Below are 14,317 nucleotides of genomic sequence, written 5' to 3' on the forward strand. Positions count from 1 at the left end.
TTATTGGTGAGCCATATTTGAATTAGCTCTGGCGAAGTGCTGAGGGCTGAAAGTAACTAAAACTAAAAAAAATCTACACATGACAAAACAACATGGACTGATTAAACTAGAAGGAACTATCGAGGATATTTCTTTCTATAAGCGCAATGGAACTTATTGCGCGCGCCGTAAGGGTGGGGTTTCTGGTAATCGAATAGCACGTGATCCATCTTATGCACGTACCCGTGAGAATAATAGTGAATTCGGGCGAGCAGGAAAGGCTTCAAAATTGATCCGCCAAAGCTTAGGTTCATTATTGCAACCTTACAATACCAGAAACCTGCATACCCGGTTGGTGACACTGTTGCTGCGCATCATTAAATCCGACAACATTAATGCCCGCGGACAACGTACAATACAAAACGGGGAGTTGGGTTTTCTGCAAGGTTTTGAATTTAACGAAGATTGCCAATTGGGTACCACTATCTATATGGCTTATGGCACTTCGATTGATCGCACGACTGGCATACTAACCGTACAATTCCCTGAATTTAACCCGATCTCGGATCTGGTTTCTCCCGTTGGTGCCACCCATTTCCAACTAGTGATGGCTGGTTTGGCACCGAATTTCGACAACCTGAGTTCTGAAGTACAAAGCACCCGCAGTGCCTTTTTATCCTTGACCAGCTCTATTGCAGCTGCTCAATCCCTTACAGTTACCTTAACAGCTATTAATGATTTTCCTTTGGTGCAAATTCTGGGCATTGAGTTTTTTCAGGAAGTAAATGGGAAATATTACCCGTTGAACAGTTTTTCGTTTAATGCATTGAAATTGATCGGAGTTTCGTCAGAATAGATAGGTTACTTACCACGGAAAAGGTCTCGATTGAAACGCTGTCTTTTGTAAGATGGCGTTTTTTTGTGCTTAGAATTGTCTTGTCCTGAAATAACTATATAGATTAGTGAATAAATCCTGAACTATACATCGGATGTTGTTAATCCTAATAAACTATACAGACTATTTTTCGAAGATTCTTTTATATAGTTTAAAGTAAAATACCCCTAGTCTTCACTTCTTAAATCATCATGATTTGTTATTCAGGACTAGACATAGAATAAATCCTCTAAGAGTCATTTTATCCACCATGTAAATAACAATACCCGCTACAATTAGTAGTTCGATTTCTACAACGATTACCTTTTTTAGTTGTTCCCCAACATTGAGATGAAGGACAACCAGTACTAGAATAAGAAGTAATAGATGTTGGTGATGCTTGGTAAGTTGGAGATGTATTTATTGAGGGAGATGAACCACTCCTCACGAATTTATTTTTAAACTCAACTACATAAGGCAAAGAATTAGGAGTATACAATTCACTTAAATACCCTAGTGTTTTGTTGTATTCGGCAACATAGTACCCATTTGAGAACTTATAGAGTTTAACAAATGAACCATTAGGTATCATCAATTTAACATTCCCATTTACAGGATCAGGGTTATCCCGAAGTTTTCCTTCTTTCTCAATCTCAACAATAATAAACTCCAAATTACTCTTTGAATAGACAGATTGGTTAAGCAGAATATTTAGTTTCTGTTCAATTACTATTAGAGAATCCTCAATTGATTTTTTTTCTTTTAATAATTGAATCTTTCGTTCTTGAAGTCTTTGTACAGACTCGTTGGTTTGTCCTAATAAATTATTTGACAAAACAAAAAAGAACAGAAGCAATACTGGTTTTTTAATATTCATGGCTTTTATGAAACGTGCTTTTTCATCTTAATAAAAGTCATAACAATTCCTTGAGGTATCAAAACGCCGTCTTGAATTATCATGATTTGGCAAATCTGTTTCCATTAAAAAGCTGGCTTCTGTAGTTCCTGCTGTCCTGGAATAGCTTACTCTGGACAAAGTGGCATCATGGCTAATTCCTAAGCGCATTTTGCTTCGCCCCGGAAAGAGGTCAAAAATTGCGGAGACTACTACAGCATCACTGTTTTCAATGCTTTTACCTCTATACCATAAACCAACGTTTACATTTTTTCGTTTGTATTGAAAACCGGCAGTAATTGATTGAAACTTAGTTTGTTTATAAAATACCACAGATGGGATAATTTCAGGACTATCATCGAAATATGGATTCAGTGGCAAAATAAAACTTGCATGAACTATTGAACGGATAGGTAAATTAGAAGAAGAAACACCAGTCAAGGACTCATCAGGCTTATTAAGATGTTGCATATTGGCTCCTATCATAAAATTTTTATATAAAAAATTTGTACCCGCCCCTATATCAAGATAAAATTTATTCTCGTTTACTGGGGTTGTGGCACCCGATGCAACACCTGGCAATATGCCAGTAATTGCATCCAATTGATCAGCAAAAACCAGTTTACTCCAGTTGATTGCCCTATTGGCTACACCGGTTTGGAGCCCAAATGAAACCACTAGATCATCAGAACCTACGCTATACGAAAAGGTTGCAGCTAAATTATTCTTAGTTAATAATCCATAGCCTTCCACCGAACGGGTAGCCATTAGTCCTATTCCTCCGCCAAAGTCAGGCACCTTATAATCGGCAGAAAAAGTAAATGACGACAGGCTTCCCGCTAAGGCACTCCACTGATTCCGGCATGTCAACCCAAACCGCAAATCACCGTCAAACTGTCCGGTTAATGAGGGATTAAGATAAATAGGCGAATTAAAAAACTGTGAATAGTTATGATCCTGAGCTTGTAACCATTGGGGTATGATTAAAAGTACGGCAACTAATATTTTATATCCTAATTTCATACACTATCGAATTAAATGAACTGTACCTGTCCTTTTCTTGGCTCCCTTCTCATACTGCATACCTTCCCACTCGGTTCCATTAATAAACTTGGCCGAAATATCCCATATATAAACATCCTGAGGCAATTGTTTACCATTAAACGATCCATCCCAGCCATCAGCCGGGCACCCATCTTCAATCCTTGTAGTTTCAAAAATAAGTTCACCCCAGGTATTAAATATTCTTAACCTGTATTCTTTTAAACCAACGCCTTTAGGCATAAAAGATCGCAATTCATTTCTGATACTGCCCGGTTGGAAAGCATTAGGCACATACAGTGTTCCAGGTACTCCTTCAATGGTCACATTGCGAACCATAGTATCTAAACACCCCACTGAAGATTTCACAATTAGTCGTACGCTGTACGTTCCTACTTCGGTGTAGGTATGCTTCGGATCTTTCTCTATTGAGGATTTGCCATCACCAAACGACCATTGATAGGTTAGACCTTCCCCTTCACTCTTATCTGCGAAATCAAAAGTATAATCAGGAATCTTAATCACTTCATCAGGCTTCACCTCAAAGTCGGCTTTGGGAGCCGGATAAACATTTATATAGGCAATTTCCGTAAACTCATCCTGACAGCCAAATTCGCCAATAGCTGTTAGTTTTACATTATAGGCCGATTTATTAGAAGTATACGTATGTTTCGGATTTTTCTCACCCGAAAAACTACCATCCCCAAAATCCCAAATAAACTTAGTCGCATTAATCGACTGATTTGCAAAGGTTACCGTAGCCGAAACACATGATGCGCGATTATCGGCAATAAAGGCGGCCTTTGGTTTATCGGCAACTTTTACATATTGCACTGATGTTGCTGTACAAAATCCATTATCGGCTGTTAGCTTAACTTCATAAATTCCGGCTTTTACAAATACGTGAACAGGGTCATTTACCGTCGAAAAGGCACTTCCATCACCAAAATCCCAGCTATATCCTGATGCCCCACTCGATTGGTTACTGAAATTAACCTTTAACATCCCATTACAGCTTACGCTTTCATCCATAATAAAGCCAACCGTAGGCATGGGCCGGGTTTTAAACTTCCTGGTAATTTCAGATGGCTGACAGTCCCACTGATTCTTAGCAATCATTTTTACGGTTATCTCTGACTCAGGATCCTGTACAACAATATTTGTAGGATTCCTGTCGGTACTTACCAATACATCATTTACATACCATTCAAAGCTATCAGCAAATAATGAGGTATTTTCGATAACCGGATTGAACGGAGCGCAGCCCAGTAATGCATTTTCCTTAAAAGAAGCCTGAGGCAATGGATTAAACTGGATATCATGTGTAACCTTACCGGTACAGCCCAATGGAGATGAAGCCTCCAATCTAACCTTGAAGATATAGGGTTTTACACCACCAGATGGGGTATTAAACGTATTAGTTAAATTTTTACCGGTGCTAATTAAAACATCGTTAATGAACCATTTATAAGATACTGAACCGCTACCATTATATTTAGTGGTGTTTGTAAAGGTTAAACGTGCTGATGAACCACAAACAAAGGATGCTTCCGGAGTAAAATCGGCTTCTGGAGTTTCAGACACCGTTACAATTTGAGTAGAAGTTTCTTTACACCCCGCAAACGTATAAGCCGTCAGCATAACCGTATAAACTCCCCGCTTGGTAAAAGTATGTTGCGCCGCAGCTCCATTGGCCACATTATCGGGAGAATCAGGATCGCCAAAATCCCAAGTAAAACTATCGGCATTGGCAGGCGTTGTATTCACCAGCATATTAAAAGGTGCACAATTTAGCGCTTCTCCATTGTGATTAAAGTTAGCTTTAGGTAAAGGGAAAATTTCCAATTCCTGTGTCATCACGCCTTCACAAACATCCCCAGAAGGATGCCCCATATAGGCCGTCAACGTAACCATATACTTACCCGGTTGAGCATATTTATGCTTTGGCGCTGCTTCATTTGAGGTTTTACCATCGCCAAAATCCCATTTGTAAGACGTTGCTCCGATTGAGTTATTCACCATTTCTGCAAAATCGCTTACACAGTAATTGGATTTAACAAAGCCAAACAAGGCCTCTGGTTTTGAATATACCACAATACGTTCAACTGTGGTACGATCAGAACAACCATTGGTGGCATATAGCGTCACATCATATGTACCCGGACGGGTAAATTCATGACTTATCAATTCCGGACTAGATGTAGTCTCTATTTTAGTTCCATCACCAAAATCCCATAAAAACTTATTAGCACCTTTTGAATTGTTAGAGAATTTGACGGTATGCGGAGTACATCCATCCTTCTCTGGCCCGTTTACGACTAATTCAGCCGTAACCGTATTTGGGTAAACGGTGATCTCGTGAGCGGTTTCTTCTTCTCCACATTCGTTAACCGCACGCATTTTCATTGTAAAAACCGTTGTTTTAGTTACATCATAAGTATGTTTAACTGAATTTAAATCAGTAGTCACCTCAGTAGTTCCGTCACCAAAATTCCAATAATAGGTGCTTAAGGTCCCTTTAGAGGTGTTAGTGCTATTAACCTCAAATGGGGCACAACCAACCGTTTTATCAGGAGAGAATACTGAACGCGGTACCGCCCTTACTTTTACATAATCTGTATATTCAATAACCTCACAATCAGTGACTGCTTTTAATTTAATGGTATAAACCGTATCTGCATGTGTTGGATTAGGCTGAAATACAACCGGGATAGGTTGTTCATTGGTGGAAGTTTCACCGTTCCCGAAATCCCATATGTATTTTACGCCCGTCAATGGGTCCGTTTCGTTTACAAATGAAACCGTTAATGGACCACATCCCCCATCAGTTGATTTGCTGAACTTAGCTACCGGTGTTTTTACCGTTTTAAATTCGACTGATTTCTCACTGCTCTTACATCCAAATTTACTTCCAACCACTAATTTTATAACAACCGTTACACCATTAGAATTAATGGTATAACCTGGAAAAACAGGCCCCCTTCCAATACTCATCCCATCGGCAAACCACTCATAAGTGCTGTTCCGATCTGGATATTCAATAACTTTTAAATTATTTGCGTCGATAACAAAAGGAATACAATTCAAGGCTTTTGCAACTGTAAAATCGGCCTTAGCATCAGGATTAACGGCAACAGTAACTTCATTACTCATATTAGACTGAGGTCCGGCACAAAATCCGCTTGAAACAGAGCGCCTGTAACTCGTTGTTTGGGTTAGAGCAGGAGCCTGGTAATCACGACTCTTTGCCCCTATAATATCAACCCAACCTGAACCTTTATTTTCTGACCACTGATAATCAATGCTGCCATCACCACCGGTTGCATCTTGTCCAACAAACTTAGAAGGGACGATATCCGTACAAATTATCTGGCTTCCGGAAATTGAATTATTAGCGATTCCTGACTGTACATTAATTTTTACTTCGTTACTAATAGATGAGCAGGCTCCCGAATTAACAATTCTGCGGAAATAAGTTGTGGCAGTAATTACTTTGGACAAATTAACTCCGGTTTCGGCAGTTATATCAGTCCAGAGCGTTCCATCTAAACTTGCCTGCCATTTATAAACATAGACACTGGTTCCACCCATAGGCAAATCTCCCTGCAATTCAGCCACCTGTCCTTCACAAATTGTGGAAGAAGTCGTATTAATAGTATTGATCAATGGAGCCAGGTTTTCTATCATAACAACATCCTCTTTTGGAGGACACGTTCCATTACTTATTGTCCATTTAAACTGATACGTTACACCGGGCAGCAATCCGGTAACTTTTGAAGAAGGGTTAGCATCATTTTCAAATACTGCGCTTGTTGCTCCTAACTGTGTCCATTTCCCAACCCCAACCGTTGATATATTGGCGGATAAAGTAGTTTCCGTAGCATTACATAATTGCTGATCAGTGCCGGCATTAGGATCAGTAGCAGCCTGATCAACCGTAATTTTAACGGTATTGGTTTCAAGTATTGCACAAGTGCCGCTTTGAACTTGTGCTCTGAAATAGGTTGTTGCAGTTAAATTATTATATGTATAAGTAGCCGAATTCAGGCCCGATACAGTTGCCCATTGATCAGTTCCATTCAGCGATGCTTCCCATTTAATTATATTGCCAGTATGCCCCGTTAACCTTACCTGGCCGGAATTAGTTCCGGAGCAAATGGTTGTTGCTCCAGATGCGGTACCGGCAACCGTAGCCGGATCAACCGTAATTTTTATGCTTTGAGTTTCTACCGTTGAATTACAGCCCTCAATGGTTCCGTCACTTTCAACTTCTACTTTATAATAAGTAGTAGCATTCAGATTTGTATAAGAATAGATATCAGCTGTTTCTCCGGGAATCACGGACCATGTTATATCATTAGGAGATTGCTTCCAGGCTTTAATCCTGCCCACTCTTCCTGACAAAGTAATATTCCCTCCATTTCCACTTATACAAACATTGCTGGCCGAACTGCTTAAGGTACCTGCCACAGGTTGTGCAAACACATGTAATGTAACTTCATCAGATGTAGTGGGACATTTATTTTCCGTGGCATCGTTGCTTATGGTCCATAGGAAAGTATAATTTCCCGGAATCAAACTACTAACGCTTGTGTTATTTTTTAAATCATCAGCAATAACAGCATTAGAACCCGATGGCTGGTCAGAAATGGTCCACTTACCGGTTTCAAAAGATCGAATTGCATTCCCCTGTAAGGTGTATTTATTGTTGGATACCGTTTGATCACATAATTTATCATCATTACCGGCATTAGCTACCGTAATTGCAGGACGATTAGTCAATATCATTTCATCAAACGAAGTAGGGCAAGAAGAACCGCCGGTGATTGTCCAAACAAATGTATAAGCTTCATTCAGTAACAGGCCACTCACTTTTGCATCCGGCATTGTTGCATCATCAAAAGTTACAGACTTTCCATTCTTTTCTGTCCATTTTCCGGAACCGTTTGTTGGCGTATTGCCTTTTAAGATATACTCAGTAGCATTACAAAGGATTACATCTGCCCCCGCATTCGCGACGGTGATTCCAGGTTGGACGGTGATGATTGCTACACTCGACTTTTCCTCAGAACATGTCCCGTTCTGAACAACAGCTCTATAATGAGTAGTTTGCGCCAAATTGGCATAATTTAAACTAGTGCTGGTATTTGAAGGACTTACTATATTCCAAGTAGTTCCATTTGTAGAAAATTCCCAACGAGTCACTACACCAGTATGGCCTGACAGGTTAATCGATCCTGATCCCAGATTAGCACAAACGGTATTACTTCCGGTGAGTGATCCGCCTACAGTTAGTTCATCAACTGTAACGGTAAAAGGCGAGGATGTAACTTCTGTACCACAACCATCCACATCACCCAATGATGCCACCACTGAACGATATTTGGTAGTTTGCGTTAATGCAGAAACAGATAGACTTGTCGTCGTATTATTTATATCCGTTTTTGTACTAAAGTCATCTGTCGAACTTTCCCATCTGATTATTTTCCCAACCACACCCAACAATGTCAAAGTAACATCACTGCCTTTACAAATTCGATTAGTGCCTGAAACTGTTCCTGCTACAGGTTTTCCAAAAACTTTAATTAACACTTCGGCAGTAGTTGACGTACAGCCTGAAACATCATTTTTTATGGTCCATTTGAGTTTATATTGACCGGGAATTAATCCACTAATGGTAGTGTTATATTTTGAAGCATCAATAAATGCAGCATTTGAAGATGCCGGCTGGCTAACAATTGTCCATAAGCCGGTTTCAAATGGTTGGGTTGAATTACCGTTTAGCGTATAGGTATTATTTTGAGTAGCGTTGTTATCACATACCGTAGCGTTAACTCCAGCATTGGCAACAGTAACGCTAGGGCGAACGGTAACCTGCGCCTCATCAAAAGTAGCAGTACAAGATGGGTTTGAAATGGTCCATCTGAAGGTATATGAACCTGGACTTAAATTATTGATTGAGGTATTATAAGTATTAGCTGATGCAATAGTGGCTCCTGTACCTGCAATCATTGTCCATGTCCCTGAACCAACACTTGGATTATTAGCGGACAATGTAGTTGAGGTGACATCACTACACAGTACCTGATCGGGACCTGCATTAGCAATGCTTGGCTTTGGATTTACAGTTATAACAACTGTTTGAAAACTACCTGCACAGTCAGTAGGGCTCACACCCAAAGGCGTTATAACATAGGTCACCGTTCCCGGCAATGTTCCTGTGTTGTTAAGTGTTTGGTTAATGATTGATGTTACTATTCCTGAACTTTGAGCTGAAAACCCGGTAATCGCTGTTGATGATGGCGTAACAGTCCAGGTAGACCTTGTATTGGGCAGATTACTACTCAAATTAATTACAGCATTTTCACCACTGCAAATTGTGACATTTGCGGCAGTTGCAGTTAATTGCGGCTTGGGCATAACAGTTATCCGAACATCAGTAGGAATACCGGTACAGCTAGCAGTTTTAGGAGTGATCGTATATTTAACGACCGCATTAGCCGTTGCACTGGAATTTGTTAACAGATCATTTATCGGACCACTGCCCGATGGTGAAAAACCAGTAACAGTGCCTGATTCCACAACTGCTGTCCAGTCAAAGGAGCTACCCGAAACACTTGCCGTTGGATTATATCCTATGTTTGTTTCTGTACAAATTGTTTTCGACAACACACTTGTAATCGTATTCTGCGGAGAAACCGTTATCGACACCTGATCAAGCGCGATTGCACAAGGACTTGGATTAATATTCTCAGCGCTCAGTGTTAAGATTACTGTTTTACCTATCTCGGATAGATCAGGGGTATAAGTTGGATTGGCTACGCTTCTGCCGGGAGTGAATATGCCTGATCCACCTATCCAGTTAATATTCTTTGTTGGACCTCCTACAAAACCATTTAACTGAACAACTGTGCCTACACAAACTCCCTGGTCGGGGCCGGCATTTACAGTTACCGGTTCATAAATTCTAATTACTTGTGTTGCATCACGTGAACCACAATCGTTTGTATAAGTGACCTTAACCAAATAATTCTTATTCTCAAGGAATTTAATAATCGGATATTGACTTTGATCGTTAGTTGAATTTTCAAAGCTGAAATTCCCTCCGGTAACTACCCATTTATAAGATTGAGTAGCAGAAAACCCCGATTGGTAAATTGGTTTGTGATTAGCATCTGTGCCAAAATCAATTGTTTTAGGTACATTCTCACAATAGCTTTTAGTGGTTGGTAAAGTGACGTTTACAATGTCAAGAACTATAAAAGGAACCTGTTTAATAAAATCTCCGCATGAATTTGTCACCTTTAGTTCTAACTGATATTCACCTGGTATACTAACACTAATTGAAGGCTTTTTGGCTTTAGCGTCATTAATCGTTACTCCAGATGTTATCTGAAATGTACCTGTCTTATCCAAAACTCTCCATGCATAAGTATTCTCTCGACAAGGGCTTGGGTTGGTCTTATTTTCAACATTTAACCCTAAAGGAGCACAACCGGAAGTTTTGATAGTAAAGTCGGGAACGGGAGCTGGTTCAATACAAATGGTTTGTTCCTTCTCTGATGGAGCGCAACTGTTATTTACAGCAATCAACTTTACCTTATAGGTTCCTATTGCGGTAAATGTATAGAGTAAATCCTTAGCAGTTGAAACGAGCTTGCCATCAACATACCATTTAAAATTAGCATCGGCGGTGCAGTTATTCCCGTTTGCGGACAAACCAACTTTTGACGTATTTATAAAACTGATGGGATTATTTATACATCCTGGATTAGTATACGTAAAGTCTGCTTCCGGTCGTTCGAATATTTTAACATAAGCCGTAATCAGCGGTTGATCACAATTCTTTGGATTAGAAGCATCGAATACGAATGGATTTACTAATTGAATATTTGTTTTAAAAGAGGTATAAATAATTGTACCGCCACCCAAATCTATTGGAGATTCATAACAAGATGTTTTGGAATAAAAATGACTTACTAAACCATTAGATTTAATTAATTCAGATTGTGTATAAAGGGTGTCTTTCCCATCGCCCCAAGTGAATTTATATATTGAACCAGGATAATTTGTTTGAACTCCGTCATTTCCAACTGTATTTACACTAAAAGCTAAAGCTGAAGGTAAACATGCTCTCAATTCACCACTAGTTTGAAGACTAATATTGTTGGTTGAGTTTATTATCAAAAATGATTTAGTGCTTATTACTCCATCTTTAGAAGTCTTAAGATTCAAACTGTAATACGATTTATTCACAGGAATCTCAAAAAGAGCATTCTCTTCACCCATTGATGTTACTAGTCCAGAGTACTCGTCTTTAAGGGTAAGATAAGATTGTGATCCAGCAGTTGATTCATTTGTGAAAATTATTGTATTTGGGGCTTGTATGTTTCCACAAAATCCAAATATTAAATCCTTTTTTAAAGTGGTTGACGTCGGTGAGGTAAGATTGACTTGGGGTCCAGTGGTGAGTGATATTTCAAATGAATTACTTTCATTTGAAACAATTCCGGATGGTTTAGTCGATTTAACCCGCAATTTATAATTTATACTGGCTACTTTCCCAGTTAAGTCACCATTAATAAAATTGGTATAAAACCCGTCCCATTCACCAATCTTAGTTTCACCACCAAAATTACCGGATGCATCAGAAAGGTACAATTCAAACTTATTCCCAATAGGAAAAACTCCATCAACCTTTATGGGTACAGAAATACTCGATCCATTCCCGTAGGGTCCTGGATCGACAGTTCCAATCGTAATTGTTTGAGCTAATGAACTGGCGGAAAAGAAAAGAAAAAAGGCAAAAAAAAGGAACCTGGAGATATTGTTCATTAATAATGGTTTTTCAATAGTTGGGAGGTTATTATTCATTGGTAATGGCAAAATCTATTTAAAAAATGAATCCTTTGATCGCTCGAAAGCCGAGTTTCTTAATTGCTGCTATGGAATAAATTGTTCCCATTCTTGTTTACAAATGGTCTGCAATTCTAAGAAAAGCAACTGCTTATAAAATTGATTTAAATCATTTCTTGCATCAATTCCATCATGAGTAGAAAATTGTTTCATATGAGTTGTAATTTATGAATTGTGCCTAACTACCCTTTTTCAAGGATCGAATGTAATAAAGTTAACCAAATGGCAGCAAATTTCAACTGTTATTAATAAAATAAAATCATTAGTAATTAACACAGTCCTATGTCGCAACAACAGTTGTTAAACTAAAATCTTGGCTTAGTCATATAATTGGTCTAGAGTCAATTTTAAAGGCTTTTTTTAAATGAATTAAGCAAAACATCTCCAACCACAAAAAAGCCTCATTCAGCACTGAAAGAGGCTTTTCTATTTTCACATCACTTACTTAAGCATTCCAAATGACTATAGATATTATACATACGCTTTAGATACCTAGTTGCCCATCTTGTGCCCTGTCCTGAAATAACTATGGAGGTGAATAAATTTATCCCTCCAAATGTGTTAACATTCTAATGGCTACAGCAGCTGTTTGATAGCATTCGTGACACGATAGTGTCCTATTTTTATTATTGGCTTGCCTTAGTAATTCCCCTGCTTCCTCGGTTACAAGGGCAGCCTGATGAATTAGGTCATTAGGAAATTGAGGATGCTTTTGTTTTGCCCACTTATAATGATTGAGTACATTATTGAGCACAGTAGCAATTTCTTGGGGTACTTCAATTGTTATGGTATCCATTCTATTTAAGTAGATTAATTAGTTTTGCATTTACTTTTAATACCCCGTTAAGTGTTTGCGCATTTCAACGAGCTGTTCTTAATTACATCTCTTAACAAATTCTTGATTGGTGCTTGCTGTTCTATGCAAATACACAGTAACTGTAGGCTATTCTGTTCGGAACAATCTGTTATGAATGTTAAATCATGCGGCTTTTGCATTTTTCACCCTATTTACTATCACCAAAGCATGAGCGCGCATTTATGCACCAAAGGACGTACCGAATTTTGAATAAACGTTTACAATTAATCTGATTACCAAATAATTAATAACCATTTCCAAACTCAATTGACCCTGTTATTCACCTCAATTATTCAGTTAAGTAATGGCTGATAAAATATCTCGAAATAGTATAGTACTAAAACAAGTAAAAAAGGGCCTAAACAATCTGTTTAGGCCCTTTTTTAATAATTTAAATGCAAAATTAATTAATTTAAGCCGCCCTGACCGCGATATAGCTTTAAAGGCTTATCTAGTTTCAGTTTTACAACCGTCATATATGGATCTCTTAGTTTTACAGGCACATCTATAAATACCAATCCCGGCACCGGACTCTATGATATTTTACCAACCACTTTGTGTTGCAGATGCGCTGATGTTCCAACAACCTGAATATCTTTAATAGAATTATCAAGTCCTTTCAACATAATATTACCGGTAGTTTGCCCCGGTAAAAAAAGATAAACGGTAGTTGAATCTTTTGACAAGGTGCTGGGTCCATAAAAATGCCCCTGCGGTAATCCTGCTATTGTACCAAAAATTGATTCTTCGTGCTTTTTATTCCACTTACCTAACTCTTTCAGTATATGAACTTGTTCATCCGGAATTGTTCCATCTGCTTTCGGACCAATGTCTAACAAAAGATTGCCTCCATTGCTAACGGCATCAACAAAAATTGTGATTATCTCAAATGGTGTTTTATAATTAATATCATCGGGATGATAACCCCAGTTATTATTAGTGGTCATACACAACTCCCACCAATTGAACTTTGGTCGGCTAACCGGAAAATTTTGTTCAGGTGTTTCATAGTCACCATAGCCCTGCAATCGTCCGTTAATAATCGCATTAGGCTGCAAACTCAAAATACTTGACCTTACTTTTTCACTCTGCCATTCATCTGCTTTATGCTCCCAGTCGCCATCAAACCACCATAAATCGGGTTTATAGGCTGTATTTATTTCATTGATCTGTGCTTGAAAGAAATGCTGAAAGCGTTGCCATCTTTGAGGGTCATTCGCCACTTTGTAGCGACTGCTATCTTTTAAAAATCCCGGATAATCCGGATAACTCCAATCAATCAGAGAAAAATAGGCTCCCCGCTTTATTCCGTTTTTATCTAATGCCTCATAAAATGGGTTTAATACATCCTTTTTAGCAGGAGTATTATTTACCACACTATAATGATGCTCTTTAGTAGGCCATAAAGCTACCCCATCATGATGTTTTGTAGTAATAACCGCATATCTAGCTCCGGTTTCCTTAATTAAATCGGCCCATTGTTTCGGATTATAATTACTGGCAGTAAATCCTTCCAGTTGTTTCATATAATCGGCATAACTGATCTTATTATTATAAAAGCTCCAGCTTTCATCCACACCATTTACAGAATAAATACCCCAATGAATAAAAATACCCAGTTTTGCATCTGCAAACCATTGCATTTTATGTTTTATGGTATCGGGGTTTATTTTTTGCTGAGCCATGCCAGGCATATTCACACAGCCTATAAATCCTAATAGTAGAATTATCTTTTTCATTGATTATAATGGTAGTC

The 14,317-nt window shown here is 38.6% G+C and carries 6 protein-coding genes; 1 reads left to right on the forward strand and 5 read right to left on the reverse strand.

Annotated features, from left to right (window positions below; genetic code table 11):
• Positions 1-79: 79 nt before the first annotated feature.
• Positions 80-835, forward strand: coding sequence for a hypothetical protein (locus NF867_RS05835; protein WP_252586747.1), 756 nt, complete (start codon positions 80-82; stop codon positions 833-835).
• Between the two features lie 280 nt (positions 836-1,115).
• On the opposite strand, the gene NF867_RS05840 is transcribed toward NF867_RS05835, so the two are convergent.
• The 5 genes from NF867_RS05840 to NF867_RS05870 all read right to left on the reverse strand — a co-directional run bounded on the left by NF867_RS05840 (position 1,116) and on the right by NF867_RS05870 (position 14,300).
• Positions 1,116-1,730, reverse strand: a complete 615-nt coding sequence (locus NF867_RS05840) for a hypothetical protein (protein ID WP_252586749.1) — start codon at positions 1,728-1,730, stop codon at positions 1,116-1,118.
• A gap of 27 nt (positions 1,731-1,757) precedes the next feature.
• Complete coding sequence (locus NF867_RS05845; protein ID WP_252586751.1) at positions 1,758-2,771, reverse strand: PorP/SprF family type IX secretion system membrane protein; 1,014 nt, start codon at positions 2,769-2,771, stop codon at positions 1,758-1,760.
• 3 nt (positions 2,772-2,774) lie between these two features.
• Positions 2,775-11,663 carry a PKD domain-containing protein gene (locus tag NF867_RS05860; protein ID WP_279639609.1) on the reverse strand — a complete coding sequence of 2,963 codons (8,889 nt, stop codon included), beginning with the start codon at positions 11,661-11,663 and terminating at the stop codon, positions 2,775-2,777.
• Between the two features lie 586 nt (positions 11,664-12,249).
• The gene (locus NF867_RS05865; protein WP_252586753.1) at positions 12,250-12,501 is read right to left on the reverse strand and encodes a hypothetical protein; all 252 of its coding nucleotides are present in this window, start codon (positions 12,499-12,501) and stop codon (positions 12,250-12,252) included.
• A 593-nt stretch (positions 12,502-13,094) separates the two neighbouring features.
• A complete protein-coding gene (locus NF867_RS05870) occupies positions 13,095-14,300 on the reverse strand; it encodes an alpha-L-fucosidase (RefSeq protein WP_252586755.1) in 1,206 nt (401 codons plus the stop codon).
• Between the last annotated feature and the right edge of the window lie 17 nt (positions 14,301-14,317).

Origin of the sequence: Solitalea agri (assembly GCF_023914155.1) — a bacterium.
Lineage (GTDB): Bacteria > Bacteroidota > Bacteroidia > Sphingobacteriales > Sphingobacteriaceae > Solitalea > Solitalea agri.

Bases quoted from the DNA above. Each gene is read 5' to 3' on its own strand.
- NF867_RS05835 (WP_252586747.1), top strand. From the start codon at position 80: ATGACAAAACAACATGGACTGATTAAACTAGAAGGAACTATCGAGGAT.
- NF867_RS05840 (WP_252586749.1), bottom strand. From the start codon at position 1,730: ATGAATATTAAAAAACCAGTATTGCTTCTGTTCTTTTTTGTTTTGTCA.
- NF867_RS05845 (WP_252586751.1), bottom strand. From the start codon at position 2,771: ATGAAATTAGGATATAAAATATTAGTTGCCGTACTTTTAATCATACCC.
- NF867_RS05860 (WP_279639609.1), bottom strand. From the start codon at position 11,663: ATGAATAATAACCTCCCAACTATTGAAAAACCATTATTAATGAACAAT.
- NF867_RS05865 (WP_252586753.1), bottom strand. From the start codon at position 12,501: ATGGATACCATAACAATTGAAGTACCCCAAGAAATTGCTACTGTGCTC.
- NF867_RS05870 (WP_252586755.1), bottom strand. From the start codon at position 14,300: ATGAAAAAGATAATTCTACTATTAGGATTTATAGGCTGTGTGAATATG.